General features: G+C 71.8%; 12 protein-coding genes and 1 pseudogene. 8 read left to right on the plus strand and 5 right to left on the minus strand.

What is annotated here, in order from left to right; genetic code table 11:
* Positions 1-20 precede the first annotated feature (20 nt).
* The 4 genes and pseudogenes from RCO28_RS01520 (at position 21) to RCO28_RS01535 (ending at position 2,592) form a co-directional block, all read left to right on the plus strand.
* On the plus strand, positions 21-644 hold the full coding sequence (locus RCO28_RS01520; protein WP_308939056.1) for an acetaldehyde dehydrogenase family protein: 624 nt from the start codon (positions 21-23) through the stop codon (positions 642-644).
* Positions 641-1,284 (plus strand): annotated as a pseudogene (locus RCO28_RS01525) (hypothetical protein); the annotation flags it as partial. The gene RCO28_RS01520 and the pseudogene RCO28_RS01525, both read left to right, overlap by 4 nt.
* Before the next feature lie 74 nt (positions 1,285-1,358).
* Positions 1,359-1,742: a tyrosinase family oxidase copper chaperone gene (locus tag RCO28_RS01530; RefSeq protein ID WP_308939658.1), complete on the plus strand. Its 384-nt coding sequence runs from the start codon at positions 1,359-1,361 to the stop codon at positions 1,740-1,742.
* Entirely contained in the window at positions 1,726-2,592 is an 867-nt protein-coding gene (locus tag RCO28_RS01535) for a tyrosinase family protein (protein WP_308939057.1), read from the plus strand. The genes RCO28_RS01530 and RCO28_RS01535 overlap by 17 nt, the downstream gene beginning before the upstream one ends.
* 48 nt (positions 2,593-2,640) lie before the next feature.
* Here RCO28_RS01535 and RCO28_RS01540 read toward each other — a convergent pair whose 3' ends face one another.
* Positions 2,641-2,967: a chaplin gene (locus RCO28_RS01540; RefSeq protein ID WP_308939058.1), complete on the minus strand. Its 327-nt coding sequence runs from the start codon at positions 2,965-2,967 to the stop codon at positions 2,641-2,643.
* A 231-nt stretch (positions 2,968-3,198) separates the two neighbouring features.
* Here RCO28_RS01540 and RCO28_RS01545 point away from each other — a divergent pair, with 231 nt between their 5' ends.
* Positions 3,199-4,257 carry a SpaA isopeptide-forming pilin-related protein gene (locus tag RCO28_RS01545; protein ID WP_308939059.1) on the plus strand — a complete coding sequence of 353 codons (1,059 nt, stop codon included), beginning with the start codon at positions 3,199-3,201 and terminating at the stop codon, positions 4,255-4,257.
* Positions 4,258-4,350: 93 nt separating this feature from the next.
* Here RCO28_RS01545 and RCO28_RS01550 read toward each other — a convergent pair whose 3' ends face one another.
* The 4 genes from RCO28_RS01550 to RCO28_RS01565 form a co-directional block, all read right to left on the minus strand.
* Positions 4,351-5,085 carry a D-Ala-D-Ala carboxypeptidase family metallohydrolase gene (locus tag RCO28_RS01550; protein WP_308939060.1) on the minus strand — a complete coding sequence of 245 codons (735 nt, stop codon included), beginning with the start codon at positions 5,083-5,085 and terminating at the stop codon, positions 4,351-4,353.
* A gap of 146 nt (positions 5,086-5,231) precedes the next feature.
* Positions 5,232-6,821 carry a GAF domain-containing protein gene (locus RCO28_RS01555; protein WP_308939061.1) on the minus strand — a complete coding sequence of 530 codons (1,590 nt, stop codon included), beginning with the start codon at positions 6,819-6,821 and terminating at the stop codon, positions 5,232-5,234.
* A gap of 26 nt (positions 6,822-6,847) precedes the next feature.
* A complete protein-coding gene (locus tag RCO28_RS01560; RefSeq protein WP_308939062.1) occupies positions 6,848-7,135 on the minus strand; it encodes a hypothetical protein in 288 nt (95 codons plus the stop codon).
* Between the two features lie 14 nt (positions 7,136-7,149).
* Positions 7,150-8,187 carry a rod shape-determining protein gene (locus tag RCO28_RS01565; protein ID WP_308939063.1) on the minus strand — a complete coding sequence of 346 codons (1,038 nt, stop codon included), beginning with the start codon at positions 8,185-8,187 and terminating at the stop codon, positions 7,150-7,152.
* Positions 8,188-8,711: 524 nt separating this feature from the next.
* Here RCO28_RS01565 and RCO28_RS01570 point away from each other — a divergent pair.
* From RCO28_RS01570 to RCO28_RS01580, 3 genes are all read left to right on the plus strand, one after another.
* Complete coding sequence (locus RCO28_RS01570; protein ID WP_308939064.1) at positions 8,712-10,235, plus strand: hypothetical protein; 1,524 nt, start codon at positions 8,712-8,714, stop codon at positions 10,233-10,235.
* Between the two features lie 42 nt (positions 10,236-10,277).
* A complete protein-coding gene (locus tag RCO28_RS01575) occupies positions 10,278-11,600 on the plus strand; it encodes an MFS transporter (protein ID WP_374991072.1) in 1,323 nt (440 codons plus the stop codon).
* Positions 11,601-12,043: 443 nt separating this feature from the next.
* A complete protein-coding gene (locus RCO28_RS01580) occupies positions 12,044-15,733 on the plus strand; it encodes a S8 family serine peptidase (RefSeq protein ID WP_308939065.1) in 3,690 nt (1,229 codons plus the stop codon).
* The last annotated feature ends 23 nt before the right edge of the window (positions 15,734-15,756 follow it).

A 15,756-nucleotide genomic window follows, 5' to 3' on the forward strand; every position in this document is an offset into this window, starting at 1 on the left:
CCGCCCTCGGCCCTTACGTCGTGCCCCCCCCGTCAACGGCGAAGCCCACCTCGGCGCCCCGAACGTCAACAAGGTCACCTGCGGCGGCCAGGCCACGATCCTCGATCGTGGCCGCGGTCAACGCGGTCACCCCCGTGCACTACGGGGAAATCGTCGCCTCCCTCTCCTCCCGCTCGGCCGGCCCCGGAACCCGGGCGAACATCGATGAGTTCACAGAAACCACCTCCTCTGCGATCCAGCAGGTCGGAGGCGCCGCACGCGGCAAGGCGATCATCATCCTCAACCCCGCCGAGCCGCCGCTGATCATGCGCGACACCTTGCACTGCCTGGTCTCCGACTGCGACGAGGAGGCCGTCACCGCCTCTGTCGAGGACATGGTCGGACGCGTCCAGGCGTACGTGCCCGGCTACCGCCTCAAGCAGAAGGTTCAGTTCGATGGCGTGCGGCGGGACGATCCCCTCCGCTCCCTCGTGCCCGCCGAACTCGCCGACGACGCGCTGAAAGTCGCGGTCTTCCTCGAGGTCGAGGGCGCCGCCCACTACCTCCCGGCCTACGCGGGCAACCTCGACATCATGACGTCGGCCGCGCTGCGCACGGCGGAACGCATGGCCGCACACCGCACCAGCGAGGAATCAGCCCGATGACCACCACCGCGACCACGCACGCCCCCATCAGCCCCCTGTACATCCAGGACGTGACCCTGCGGGACGGCATGCACGCCGTCCGACACCGCTACACCGTCGAGCAGGCCCGCGCCATCGCCGCAGCCCTGGACTCCGCGGGCGTCTCCGCCATCGAGATCGCCCACGGTGACGGACTGTCCGGATCGAGCATCAACTACGGCATCGGTGCCCACACCGACTGGGAGTGGATCGAGGCCGTCACCGACGCCAAACCGACTCCGGCGGCCGACTGACCATGGACCGGGTACGCGACCGCTTCCGCGCCTACCGTGACACCCTCGACTCCACCACCGAACTCGGCATCCACGCTCACCACAACCTCGCCCTCGGAGTAGCCAACTCCGTCGCCGCGGTGGAGAACGGCTGTACGCGCGTCGACGCGTCGCTGGCGGGCCAGGGAGCCGGAGCCGGAAACTGCCCGCTCGAGGCATTCATCGCGGTGGCCGACCTGATGGGCTGGGAGCACGGATGCGACCTCTTCCCCCTGATGGACGCCGCCGACGAGCTCGTACGGCCCTTGCAGGACCGAGAGGTCCGAGTGGACCGGGAAACCCTCAGCCTGGGATACGCGGGCGTGTACTCCAGCTTCCTGCGCGAATCGCCAGATGAACGCCTTCCGTTCTCCGTGACGCGCTCCGATTAGCATTCTCGTCTCGACGACAGGAGTTGCTCATGATGCCCTCGCGCCGTGTGCTCGTCCGTTCCCTGGTCGCACTTCCCGCCGCATTCCTCGCCGTACGCGATTCCCATCACGGGGCTGTGCCGGACAAGGGCAGTGGTACGAGTCTTGAATTCGATGAGTGGTACCGGGGGCGTCGGATCCAAGTGGTCGCCGGATCCGGAGATGTTCCGCACCTGCTCATCGATCGACGCCCACTTCACCTCATGCGCTGCGCCGATGGTGGATACGTCACTCCGATCGACCACTATCAGTCCTGCCCTACGCCGATCTCCGCTGCCCGCGCGGCAGTTGACGTGCTGGGATCCGCTCGACTGAGCCGCTACGCCGCAGCGCACGGCAGCGGTGGGGAAGGGAGCACGCATGACCTACACGCGTAAAGATGTACGCGATCTGAGCAAGACCGAGCGCCGAAGGTTCGTCAACGCGGTACTGGATCTCAAACGGTCCGGGGAATACGACGAATTCGTCCGCGTGCACATCGACTACTACGTGTCCGACGGTGAAGACCGCCTCCGGCTCGCACATATGGCGCCGACCTTCCTGCCCTGGCACCGGAAGTTCCTGCTCGAATTCGAGCGCGCGCTGCGCCGGATCGACTCGTCGGTGACCGTGCCGTACTGGAATTGGACCCGGGACCGCAGGCCCTCTTCGGGCGTGTGGAATTCCGACTTCATGGGCGGCAGCGGGCGCCGGCGTGACCTCCAGGTCATGAACGGGCCTTTCGCCTACTCCGAGGGGCGCTGGCGCGTGCGGTACGCCATGACCGAGGACCGCTTTCTGGCCCGGGACCTGGGCCGCCCCGGAGATCCCCTGTCACTGCCCACCAGGGCCCAATTGGACCGTGTGATGCGGGAGAAGACGTATGACGTCGCGCCCTGGAACTCCACGAGCCGCTCCGGATTCCGCAACGCGCTGGAGGGCTGGGGGCCGGGGCGCGGCGACACCCGATTCCTGATCCACAACCGTGTGCACCGGTGGGTCGGAGGGCTCATGCTCGGAGGCGCCTCGGTCAACGACCCGATCTTCTGGCTGCACCACTCGTACGTCGACCTGCTCTGGTCCCGCTGGCAGCAGCGCAATCCCCGGGCCGGATACGAGCCGAGCAGCCCTCCACCGCCAGGTGATCCGCAGTTTCGGCGGGTGGCGGCACGGGGCGAGCCCATGGGGCCCTGGGGTGTGGAACCCGAGCGGATGCTCGATCACCGCCGGATCTACCGGTACCAATGACAAAGTCCCCTCGGCCCGCAGGCCGAGGGGACTTCGCGGTACGGAGGCTCAGCGGCCGTAGCCCTTGCCGCCGTAGCCCTTGCCGTGGTCGCCGTTGCCGTTGCCGTTGCCGTTGCCGCCGCCGTTCTCCTCGCCGTCGGCGTTCACGCAGGTGTTGCCGAAGGCGGGGTTGAGCAGGGCGATCACGTTGACGGTGTTGCCGCACAGGTTGACCGGCACGTGGACCGGGACCTGGGCCTGGTTGCCGGAGGCGACACCGGGCGAACCGACAGCCGCGCCGCTCGCGCCCGAGTCGGCGACGGCAATGCCGGCCCCGCTCAGGGCGACGGCACCCGTGCCGGCGAGGACGGCCACGGCCTTCGCGATGCGAGACATCAAGTACTCCTTGGACAGTGAATTGGCCGTGGGGAAGACGGCCACGCGTCTCGTCCAACGGCGCGACAGACCCGTAGACACGGCAATGGGGTCAAGTGGGATCTTCAGTCTGCAACGGACAGATCGTGCGAGGTCTCGCACCTTCGGCTGGGCTGGGTCGTTCGGATGACAGAGCACGCGCCGCCTGGCCGAAAGCCGAGTTCGCGTGCGCGCGAGGTGTCTCCTGACGGCATGTGGTCACTCTCACGCCCCAAGGAAGCCTTGTCGGGCAGGTCCCGGCTGCACCTCTCCGCACAGTTCACCGCCGCCACGGCCGGTGCCCTTGCCCTGCTGTGCACGCCCCTCACGGCGGCGACGGCGCACGCCAAGCCCGCAGAACAGCGCCCGTCCGCCGTCGAGGCCGCCCCGATGACCGGCGAGGACGGCCTCTGTGTGCCGGGCTACTGCCCGGACACGTATCCGCCCGTCAGCGTCGACCCCCGCGACTACCTCGGCGGCGCCCTGAACCCGCACGAGCAAAAGCCCCACCACAAGCAAAAGCCCCACCACAAGCCTCACCCCAAGCCCCATGACAAGCCCCATGACAAGCCCAAGAAGAAGCGCGGTCCCGTCAAGGTCGTCAAGACCGACCAGAAGACCGGGAAGCCTCTGGCCGGTGCCGTCTTCGAGCTGTGGCGGGAGACCAACGACACCGCCGGACTCCAGACCAAGGGCATGAACCCCGACACCCGCGTGGGCGACACCTGCACCACCGACGGCCGGGGTGTCTGCCGCCGCACCGTGCCGATCGGCACGTACTACTGGCGCGAGACCAAAGCGCCCGCCGGGTACAAGCTCCCCTCGCCGGCCGTCCTCGGGCCGCTCAAGCTCACCAAGGACAACCGCGAGAAGGGTGTGACGGTCAAGGCCGCCAACCACCGCAAGACACCCCCGAAGCCGAAGCCGAAGGGGAAGCTGCACGTCATCAAGGTCGACAAGAAGACCAAGAAGCCGCTGCAGGGTGTGGTGTTCCAGCTGTGGCGCGAGAGCAACGGCCGTACCGGGCTGCAGACCTCGGGATCGGGCAAGGACACCAGGATCGGAAGGGGCTGCGCCACGGACACGCGCGGCCGCTGCGACTTCAAGGACCTGAAGCTCGGCTCGTACTACCTCCAGGAGACGGACGTGCCCGACGGCTACCAGCTGCCGGCGAAGCCGGTGAGCGGGCCGCACAAGCTCACCAAGGAGAACGCGTCCAAGGGCGTCACCGTCCGGCTCAGCAACAAGCGCGGAGGACCGGGCAAGGGTTAGCAGCGGTCGCGTAGACGCAAGAACTGCGCGGGGTACGGCACTTCGGCCGTGCACAGTGGGCGTGGGCCGGACGGTCCACGCCCACTGGCGTGTTCAGATGCCGCAATTGGGGGCCGACCAGTACGGGCTCGGGTCGAACGCCACATGCGTGTGGTCGTTGTGGCCGGGGTAGCCCGGGCCGAGGATCTCCGAGAAGCCGTGGGTCCTCGACTGCTGTGCCAGGCGGCAGAGGCTGGGCGAGCCGGTCAGGTCGGCGGCGTCGCCGTAGAGGTGGCGGCTGGTCGGGGAGCCGCCGACGGCGCTGTTGCAGGACTTCGAGCGGAAGCCGCTGGAGATCGTGATCGGTACGTCGCCGAGGGCGTGCCGCATCGCCTCCAGTTTCCACATGGTCTTCAGGGCGTTCGCCTTGGCGGTGGCCGCCGAGACGGCGCCGCCGGACCAGTCCGAGTTGCACTTGTTGAGCTCGGCGTAGGTGAAGTGGACCGGTGTGCAGTCCGCGTCCTGGAGGGCGTAGATCTTGTTGAACGTGGCGGAGCCGGCGACGCCGTCCGCTGGCAGGCCGTACGCGGACTGGAACTTCTTGACGGCGGCGGCGGTGCGGGCGCCGTACTGGCCGTCGTACGAGAGGCGTTCGCCGGAGGTGACCCAGCCGGCGACGCGGATCTGGAGCTGCGTGACGTCGCTGCCGGAGGCGCCCTGGGACAGGGTGCGGTTCCAGCTGTAGCAGCTGTCGGCCTGGGCGGTGCCGGCGGTGGCGCTCACACCGAGGACCGCGCAAGCCATGGCCATGACAAATAACCCGAGCGTACGTGCCGTGCGTCTGAGCATGTCGGCCTCCCGACCGTCGAACCCGAGGGGAACGACCGCCACCGCCCGGGCGGCGGCCGCCCCCAAGAGTGGGGCCGCTCCGCTACGCGCGTCAACCTTCCGGAGGGCTTCCGGAACGCGGCAGCCGAGAGTTCATCTCGGCGTGGTCAGAGCGGCCACTGGGACGCGGCCGTCGTGCCTTCCCCGCCGCCGTCGTCGTACACCGTCAGGCGCAACCCCGGGCGGCCGTCCGGGAGTTGGGCGTCCGCGTCGACCGTCACGCGGATCTCGGACACCGCGGAGCGGCGGGACGTGGCGGCCAGCGCGTGGCGCAGCGCGGCGAGCAGCTGGCCGGCGACGGGCTCCTGGACGCGACTGTCGACGGCGCCCTTGAACTGGGTCGAGGGCGTCACGCCGAGGAGTGCCGCCGCGCCCGCGGCCTCCTTGAGGACCTTGCCGCGCAGGCTCGTCGGGGCGTCCGCGGGCGGCTGCTGGAGGGCGAAGATCGCCGTACGCACCTCCTGGATGGTCGACTCCAGTTCGTCGACCGCCCTGCCGATGGCCGTGTCCACCTCCGGGGCGCCGGCCCTGCGCTGGGTGGACTCCAGCATCATGCCGGTGGCGAAGAGGCGCTGGACCACGAGGTCGTGGAGGTCGCGGGCGATCCGGTCGCGGTCCTCGAACACGGCGAGCCGCTCACGGCCGCGCCGGGCGTCCGCGAGGACCAGGGCCAGCGCGGCCTGCGAGGCGAACTGCGTGGCGAGCTGCCGCTCCACCGGCGTGTAGCCGCGCGTGCCGCGGCTGCGGGGCAGGGCCAGGGTGCCGATCAGGCGGCCGCCGCTCTGCAGCGGAAGCAGCATGCTCGGGCCGAAGCGGCTGCTGACCGGGGTGGTCATCCGCGGGTCCGTCGCCGAGTCGCCGACGAACACCGGCTCGCCGCCGAGGAGTTGCTCAAGGACCGGGCTGCCCGGGGTGATCGTGGTGCCGACCAGGGCGGCCGGGTCGCCGTGCGTGGACGCCGTGACGATCTCCATGCCGCCCTCCTCGGTGGGCTGCAGGATCACGCCGGCGGCGGCATCGGCGAGCAGGCGGGCCTGTTCGGCCACCACCAGCAGCGGGTCGTCGCTGCGGGCGCCGCTGAGCAGGGCCGTGGTGACCGCCGCCGCGCCCTCGATCCAGCGCTCGCGCTGCCGGGCGTTCTCGAAGAGCAGCGCGTTGCCGATCGCGATACCGGCCTGTGCGGCGAGGATCCGGATCAGCCGCTCGTCCTCCGCCGTGAACGGCCCGCCGCGCTTCTCGGTCAGGTAGAGGTTGCCGAACACCTCGTCGCGTACGAGCACGGGTACGCCGATGAAGCTGTGCATCGGGGGATGGTCCTGCGGCATGCCGCAGGAGCGCGGGTCGGCCGTCAGATCGTCGACGCGCAGGGGGCGCGGGTCGCGGATCAGCACGCCGAGCAGGCCCTTGTCGCCGCAGGGCAGGCGGCCGATGCGGGCCCTGGCCGCCTCGTCCATGCCGACCGTGAACAGCTCGGTGAGCCGGGGGCCTTCGCTGCGGTCCGGGTCCACGACGCCGAGCGCGCCGTACCGCGCGTCCGTGAGGCGGGTCGCCGCTTCCACCAAGTGCTGGAGGGTGGCGCGCAGTTCGAGGTCCGCGCCGACGCCGACGACCGCCTCCAGGAGCAGCGGCTCCCGCTCCACCGCCGCGTCGCGGGTAGCTCCTGCGGGCTGCCCGGCGCCGCCCGAGTCCGCTGCCATGCCCGTCCCTTCCGGTCACCGCCCGGCTATACGGATTCCCTGCCGCTCACCGGTTCCCTGCCGCTCACCGGTTCCCTGCCGGTCACCGGGCGTCCACGGGCCCAGTCCACCAGACCGAGCAGCGAGTACAGGCCCCAGGCGCCCTCGAGCAGGGCGAAACCCCACTGCTCCTCGGCCACCGCGTCGATGGCGAGGAGCGAGGAGCCGATGAAGTTCAGCCACAGATAGCGGGCCGAGCCGAAGGCCAGGCTGCCCGTCTGGGCGAGCACGAACGACGCCAGGATCAGCAGGGCGCCGACGAGCTGCAGGGACATGGACACCGGGGGTCCTACTCGGCGAGCGGGTCGAGGCGCAGCGGCGAGATCTTGCCCTCGATCATCTCGCCGAGGCCGCGCACCGCGCAGGTGTCGGGGCGCTCCGCGATGTGCACCGGCATCCCCGTCGCCGTACGCAGCATCTGGTCGAGGCCGGGGAGCAGGGCGCTGCCGCCGACCATCATGATGCCCCGGTCGGCGAGGTCGGCGACCAGGTCGGGCGGGCAGTTGCGGAGGACCTTGCCGAGGCCGTCGAGCACGGCGGTGAGCGGGGTGTGGATGGCCTCGCGGACGGCGGCGGTCTGGACGTGGACCGAGCGGGCCAGGCCGGTGGCGACGTCACGGCCGTGGATCTCGGTGGACTCCGGGCCCTGGGTGGTGAGGCCGTTTCCGCTGAGCGCCAGTTGCAGCGGGCGCACCGACTGGCTCGGCAGCATCAACTCGTGCTGGTGGCGCAGGTGTTGGACGATCGCGTTGTCGATGGCGTCGCCGCCGACCGGGATCCGCTGGGCCGTCACGATCGCGCCCATCGAGAGGACCGCGACCTGCGTCGTGGCCGCCCCGCACACCAGGATCATGGTGGCCTCGGGCTGCTCCACGGGAAGTCCGCAGCCGACCGCCGCCGCGATCAGCGTGTCCACGAGCTCCACCCGGCGCGCGCCGAGGCCGATCAGCGTCTCGGTGGCCGCGCGCTGCGCGAGCGGGTCGGCGTCGTGCGGTACGCAGGCCGCCGCGCGCAGCCGGGGCTTGCGGCGCAGGGTGCGGCGCAGCTTGTCGTCGAGCAGGTGGCTGAGCATCCGCTGCGCCATGTCGATGTCGACGACGGTGCCGCCGGAGACCGGGCGGACCACCCGGATGTAGTCCGGTGTACGGCCCGTCATGCGCTCCGCGAGCTCGCCGACCGCGATCAGCGCGCCCGTCTTGGTGTTGACGGCGGCGACGCTCGGCTCGTCGACGACGAGGCCCGCGCCCTTCACGTACACACGGGTGCGGGCGGCGCCCAGATCGACGCCGAAGTGGCAGCGATGCAGATGCTCGAGGCTGACGGTCATGGCAGTTCCTCCCGAGAGCGCAAGACCAGAACTGGTGGTTGTCTCCTGGCATCGTCCGGCGGTCGGGCGGTTCCCGCGCGTTGAGGGGGGCCGGGCGGGGTGCCTCTGTACGGGTGGTTCCGCTCGCAACGGTGCGGCAGGTGCTCTTGGCAGGCGTTGCTCTTCAGCCATTCGCGTACGTGACCGTTCTGGCGGCGGCCGGTCATCCCTTGGGGAAAGCGTTTACAGTCCGTCGCTTTCTGGCCGTTGATGTTGAAAGTCCGTCACATGCTGTGTTGTTGCGGTCACGGTGCGAATGGAAATCTCCCTCTCGGTGCTCGGAAGGCACCTCCCGGCCGGGCCGTCGCCCGGTGCGTGCGACCGGCCGGGCCGGGGCTTCGACCGCTGTCGTGGGGGCGGCGGTCGGGTCCTGGGGGGAGAGAAAAGGGGAGCGGTCCCGCCTCGCCGATCATGGGGAGCGGGGCGGGACCGCCACCGGGCCGTGCCGACACGGCCCGTGCTTGTACTAGAGGAGGGGCGCGGCCATGGGCGCGCGGAGAACACCCAACGACCGTCTGCGGGAACGCCTGGAAGAGGCCGAGTGGAACGGGGCCGAACTGGCCAGGGCCGTGAACGCGGCCGGCCGGCAGGCCGGGGTCCGGGTCTCGTACGACCGGTCCAACGTCTCGCACTGGCTGGCCGGGACACGGCCCAGGCCCTCCGCCCGCGACCTGCTCGTACGCGCCTTCGCGAAGCGGCTCGGACGTCTGGTCACCGTGGAGGAGCTGGGGTTCGGAGCGGTCGGCGCGGCGCGCGGCGACCTCACGGGTGCGGAGCCGGGTCCGGCGTACGGCGGTGGGGCGTACGGGACCGGGACGTACGGGAGTGATGCGGCGATGCGGCTCGTGCGCGGCGGGGTGCGGGCCGCGGGCGCGCGGCGGATGCCCCTGCAGCGCGGGCCCCGTGACGCGGCGGACGCGGGCGGGCTGAGCGGCTTCGGGAGCGCGGTGGACGCGGGCGGGGCGGGGTGCGCGTGGGGCCGCCCCGGGGCCGCCCGGCGGGAGCTCGCCGACCTCGTCCTCGAACACCGCGACCCGAGGCAGGTCAAACGGCTGCGTGAACTGCCCTACCGCGCACCGGGGTTGCCGGTGCCGGGAGCCGTCGGCACCGGGCGGCCGGGCGAAGGCGGGGGCGCGGACGCGGACGGGGACCCGGGCGCGGGGACGGAGCCGGACGCCTGCCCGGTGGACGAGGCGTACGGCGGGCGGGCCGGGGCCGTGGTCCGCACCGCGCTCGACCTGCTCGAACGCAGCGGGGGCCGGGCCGTGCGGGAACTCGTCGTCGGCGAGCTCTCCGGGGCCGACCGGGCCGAGGCCGCCCGGCTCTGCCGGATGCTCGGCCGGGCCTGGGCCGACGACCTCGGCCACGGCGCCGCACAGCGCGCCCTCGAACTGTCCGCCGCGCTCGCCGCAGAGGCGGGCCGGCCGGTGCTGCGGGCCGCCGCGCTGCGCGACATGAGCGTGATCGCCCTCGAACTGGGCCGTACGACCGAGGCGTTGGCGCTCGCCGAGGCCGCCGTGGACCAGGGCTTCGACGGGGCGGGCGCCGGAACCCGCGCGTTCCTGCTCACCCAGCGCTCGGTCACCCGCGCCGTGACCGGGGACGGGCCCGGCGCCGTCAAGGACATGGACGGCGCGGAGTACTGGATCGACCGGGGCGACGACGACGAGAACGGCTCGTACTCGCTCAGCGCGCTGCTCTACCAGGTGGCGCGCATGCACCGGGCCGAGGGCGACCTGCGCCGGTCCGTGTCCGCGCTCGAACTCTCCCTGTCCCTGCGGGGGCCCGCGGAACTGCGCTCCCGCGCGCTCATCCGGATCGAGCTGGCCCATCAGCGGCTCGGCTCGGGCGACTTCGCGGCCGCCGCCGACGAGATGCGGATGCTGGTGCCGGGGCGCGAGTCGCTGCGCTCGGCGCGGGTGGACGCGGCCCTCGCGTATCTGCGCAACCGCGCGCTCAGCCCGGACCCGGCGCCGCTGCCGAGGATCGCCTACCGGGGGCGGTGCTGAAACTCCCGGGAGACCGGGCCGGGGTGCGCGTTAGCATCCCCTGTGACCAGCGAGACCCAAGAGGACAGTGAGCCGAAGGACATAGCGGACACCCCGGGGGAGTCCGCCGCCGCGACCGGCACCGGGCGACCGAAACGGCGGGTCCTCGCGGACCTCACGCCGCTGCGGACCTCCGCCGACTACCGGCGGATCTGGATCGGCAGCACCGTCTCCTGGCTGGGCCAGGCCATGACCGCGCTGGCGATCTCGCTCCAGGTGTACGACCTCACCCGCTCCAGCCTCGCCGTCGGCCTGGTCGGTCTCTTCTCGCTCGTACCGCTCGTCGTCTTCGGCCTGTACGGCGGGGCCGTCGCCGACACCGTGGACCGTCGCAAGCTCGGCCTCGGCAGCGCGGCCGGGCTCTGTCTGCTCAGCTTCCTGCTCGCGGGTGCGGCCCTCGCCGGGTTCCACGAGCTGTGGCTGCTCTACTCGATCGTCGCGCTGCAGGCGGTGTGCGTGGCGCTCAACCTGCCGGCCCGCTCCGCGATGATCCCCCGGCTCCTGCCGCCCGAGCAGCTGCCCGCCGCCAACGCCCTCAACACGATGACGAGCACGTCCGGCACCATGTTCGGGCCGATGCTCGGCGGACTCGTCGTCGGATTCTGGGGCTACCAGGCCGCGTATCTGATCGACGCCGTCGCGTTCAGCGTCGCCCTGTACGCGATGTGGCGGCTGCCGTCGATGAAGCCGGACCGGGCGGCGGGCGCCGCCAAGCGGGCCTCCGTCGTGGACGGGCTGCGGTTCCTCGCGACCCGGCCCAACGTGCGGATGACGTTCTTCACCGACATGTGCGCCATGGTCCTCGCCCACCCGCGCGCCCTGTTCCCTGCCGTGGCCGTCCTGTGGTTCGGCGGTGACGCGCGCACCACCGGTCTCCTTGTCGCCGCGCCCGCCGTGGGCGCGCTGCTCGGCGCGGTGTTCTCCGGATGGCAGGGGCGGATCCGGCGGCACGGGCTCGCGATCCTGATCGCGGTGGCCTCGTGGGGCGTGGCGATCGCCGTCTTCGGCCTCACCCGGAACCTGTGGCTCGGCATGTTCTTCCTCGCCGTCGCCGGGTTCTCGGACTCGGTGTCGATGGTGTTCCGGTCGACGATGCTGCAGGCGGCCACGCCCGACGAGATGCGGGGGCGGCTCCAGGGCGTGTTCATCGTGGTGGTCGCGGGCGGGCCGCGCCTCGGGGATTTCCTCGCTGGGGCGGTGGCCGATCTGACCTCGCCTCAACTTGTCGTTACCGGGGGTGGGTTGGCGTGCGCTTTCGCCGTCGGCGTGTTGGCGCTGAAGTGGCGGGGGTTTGCTCGGTACGATGCGCGGTCGCCGCGGCCGTAGGTGTGCGGCTCGGGGGTGCCGCCCCCGGGCCCCCTTCGGGGCTGCCGCCCCGCCCCTTCGGGGCTGCCGCCCCGGGCCGTCGTTTGGCTGCTTCGCCGTCGTGGCTGGTCGCGCAGTTCCCCGCGCCCCTTTCGGGGCTGCCGCCCCGGGGCCGTCGTTCGGCTTTCGCGCCGTCGTGGCTGGTTGCGCCCCGCGGCGGAGCCGCAAGTGTCACAGCCCCGCGCCCCTGTCGGGGCCCCGTCCAGCTCCTCCGGCGGGTGAGGGCGAAAGTCGACAGGTCGTATGTACGAGCACTTACCCCCGCAAACCCCCCTGGCAAGAAGGTGCCATGGCGGATTTCCGCCCGGTTTTGTCAACTCACCTGCGCCGCAAGGGCCCTGAGACTCGTCGCAGCACCCGGGCGCCATCCCCGTCCGGGACGGTTGAGGAGAGGGCGACCCACCATGACCAGAGCCGCACCTTCCGGGCGCAGACCCCGACTGCTCGTCGCCGGGCTCGCGCTCGCGCTGCTGCCCGCGGGCCAGGCGAGCGCCGCCGGGCCCGAGGCGAGCGCACCCTCGCAGGCCCGGACGCAGGCGGCCGCCGCGGCCCGTACCGTCACCCTCGTCACCGGCGACCAGGTGACCGTCACCGACCTCGGGGGCGGCAGGAAGGCCGTCGCCGTGGAGCGGCCGCGGGGCGCGACCGGGGCCGTCCGCACGCAGACCTCGAAGAGCGGGCGCATCACCGTCGTACCCGACGAGGCCGCCCCGCATCTGCGCGCCGGCCGCCTCGACCCGCGGCTCTTCGACGTCACCGGACTGATGGACCAGGGGCTGACGGGCAAGGCGGGGCTGCCGCTCATCGTGACCTACGGCAAGGGGGCCCGTACGGCCGCGGCGCCGAAGGGGACCGACAAGGTGCGCGCGCTGCCGAGCGTGGACGGCGTGGCCGTGGAGGCCGAGCGGAACGCCGAGTTCTGGCGGGCGTTGACCTCCGGCAAGAGCGCGAAGGGCTTCGCCGGCGGTATCGGCAAGGTCTGGCTGGACGGCCGGGTCGAGGCCGAACTCGCCGAGTCCAACGCCCAGATCGGCTCGCCGGAGGCCTGGGAGGCGGGCATCACCGGCAAGGGCGTGAAGGTCGCGGTCCTGGACACCGGCGTGGACGCCGAGCACCCGGACCTCGCGGGGCGGATCGCCGCGTCGAAGAGTTTCATCGAGGGTCAGGAGGTCGCCGACAAGGACGGCCACGGCACCCATGTCACCTCCACCGTCGGCGGCAGCGGCGCGGGCAGCGACGGCAAGGAGAAGGGCGTCGCACCCGGCGCGGAGCTCGCCGTCGGCAAGGTGCTCAGCGACGAGGGTTCCGGCACCGAGTCGCAGATCATCGCCGGGATGGAGTGGGCCGCGAAGGACGTGGACGCCAAGATCGTGTCCATGAGCCTCGGTTCGCGGGAGCCCAGCGACGGCACGGACCCGATGGCGCAGGCCGTGAACACCCTCACCGAGGAGACCGGCGCCCTCTTCGTCGTCGCCGCGGGCAACTCCGGCGCCCCCGGCTCCATCGGCTCGCCCGGCGCCGCCGACTCCGCCCTCACCGTGGGCGCCGTCGACGCGGACGACCGGGCCGCGGTCTTCACCAGCAAGGGCCCCCGCTACGGCGACCAGGCCCTCAAGCCCGACCTGTCGGCACCGGGCGTGGAGATCCTCGCCGCCCGCTCCGGGCTCGCCGAGGGCAGCGGCCTCTACACCTCGATGAGCGGTACGTCGATGGCCACCCCGCACATCGCGGGCGCCGCCGCCCTGCTCGCCGAGAAGCACCCCGACTGGAGTGCGCTCCAGCTCAAGGACGCGCTGATGTCCAGCGCGAAGACCCTGACCGACTCGCCGTACGACCTGGGCGCCGGACGGGTCAGCGTGCCCGCCGCGATCGGCGCGCAGATCACCGCCACGGGCAGTGCCGACCTGGGCTTCCACAGCTGGCCGTACGACGCGAACAAGCCGGTGACCAGGACCCTCACGTACACCAACTCCTCCGACACGGACGTGGAGTTGAAGCTGTCCGCGCAGGGCGCCCCGGACGGGGTCGTCAGCCTCGCCGACTCGACGCTGACCGTGCCCGCGCACTCCACCGCGCAGACCACCGTCACCGGCGACGGTACGAAGGCGGCGGTCGGCACCACCGGCGGCCGGATCGTCGCCGAGGCCGACGGGAAGCAGGTCGCGCACACCGCGTTCGGGTTGGTCAAGGAGGAGGAGCGGTACACGCTCACCGTCCACGTCAAGGACCGCGACGGCAAACCGGCCGCCACCCGGCTCAACCTGCTGCGGCTCGCCGAGGGCGCCGAACCGGGCCAGGAGTTCGTCGGCGACTCCGGCACTGTGCGGTTGCGCCTGAAGCCCGGCACGTACTCCCTGAACACCTTCCTCGACGTGCGCGGCGCCCACGGCAAGGACTCGCTCGGCCTCGGCTTCCTCGCCGCGCCCGAGGTGAAGCTCGACCGGGACCGTGAAGTCACCCTGGACGGCCGCGAGTTGCGGCAGGTCGACGCCCGCGTGGACCAGCGCACCGAGACCCGGCAGCTCGTCATGGAGTACATGCACGACGCGGCCGGCACCGGCTTCGGCGGCGTCGCACAGGTCCCGATGACGTACGACTCGGTCTTCGCCGCACCCACCGGGAAGGTCGACGCGGGCACCTTCGAGTACCGCACCGTGTGGCGGCTCGGCAAGCCGCTGCTCTCCGTCGAGGCGGGCGGCAAGCGGCTCCGCGAGGTCACCGCGCAGCCCGGCTCGACGCTCCCCGACGGCGAGTCGCGCCTCACCGTCGTCGACGCGGGCGACGGCACACCGGCCGCGTACGAGGGCAAGGACGTGCGCGGCAAGGCCGCCGTCGTCCGCGCCGACGGGGCTGTGGAGCCCGAGCAGTTGGCGCAGGCCGCGCAGGACGCGGGCGCGAAGGCGCTGTTCGTCACGGACGACGCGCCCGGCCGCCTGATGGGCTGGTTCGGCACGGCGGCGGGCGAGGACCGCGCCCTGACCGTCGGCACGGTCGACGCGGCGGACGGCGCCCGGCTCCGCGCTGCCGCGCAGGACGGCCGCAGCGTCACCGTCGACGGCACCCGCAACACGCCGTACGTCTACGACCTCTCCGAAGGGCACCCCGGCGGCGTCCCGGACGAGGACCTGACGTATGAGCCGGGGAAGCGTGAACTGGCCCGTATCCAGAGCAAGTTCCACGCGACGAAGCCCGCGCCCGGCGGGGAGTTCCGCTACTCCATCAGCGAGAACTTCCCCATCGGCTTCGGCTTCCCCGAGAGGATCGACTTCCCGGCCGAGCGCACGGACTATGTCTCCACCGGGCCGGGCCAGCGCTGGCACGAGTCGGTCACCAACGGCCCCGACGCCATCGAGCAGCGCTCGGGCACGCCCGCGTACAAGGGCGGCAGCAGCACCGAGCTCGACTGGTTCAAGCCGGTTCTGCACCCGTGGCTCGGCACCGGCCTCGGCTGGGGCCAGCAGCGCAACGGCAACGACCTCCGCTTCAACGTCCCCGGCTGGGGCGACTCGGGCCCGGACCACACGGGCTTCGGCAACGTGTGGGACGAGTCGTCCGGGCTGACGCAGCAGACGAAGGTGTACGTGGAAGGGGAACTGGTCGACGAGGCCACCAGCTCCGGCGCGTACGCCTGGGACGTGGGCCCGCACGAGCAGGAGTTCAAGGTCGTCACGGACACCACAAGCGACCCCGACCGCTGGCGCCTCGCGACGAAGGGCCACGCCGAGTGGACCTTCCGCTCCTCGGAAACCCCCTCGGACCGCTACACGTTCCTGCCGATGCTCAACCTCGGCTTCGACTTGGAGACGGATCTGCGGGGTGATGTCCGTGCGGGTGGCCGGGTTCCTGTGGGGCTGTTCGCGGAGTACGTGGAGGGGGCTTCGGACACGGGGCGCATCGTTCGGGGGTCGCTTGAGGTGTCGTACGACGACGGGGCTTCCTGGGAGCGGGTCGCGCTGAGCGGGTCCGGCGCCTCGTGGAAGGGCACGTTGCGGGTGCCGCGTGACGCATCGTTCATCTCGCTGCGGGCCTCTGCCGAGGACGACCGGGGCGGGTCCGTGAAGCAGGAGATCGTTCGGGGGGTGGGCGTCAAGTAGCCCTGGCCGGGCGGGGCTTCGTC

The organism is Streptomyces sp. LHD-70, from assembly GCF_031157275.1.
GTDB lineage: Bacteria > Actinomycetota > Actinomycetes > Streptomycetales > Streptomycetaceae > Streptomyces.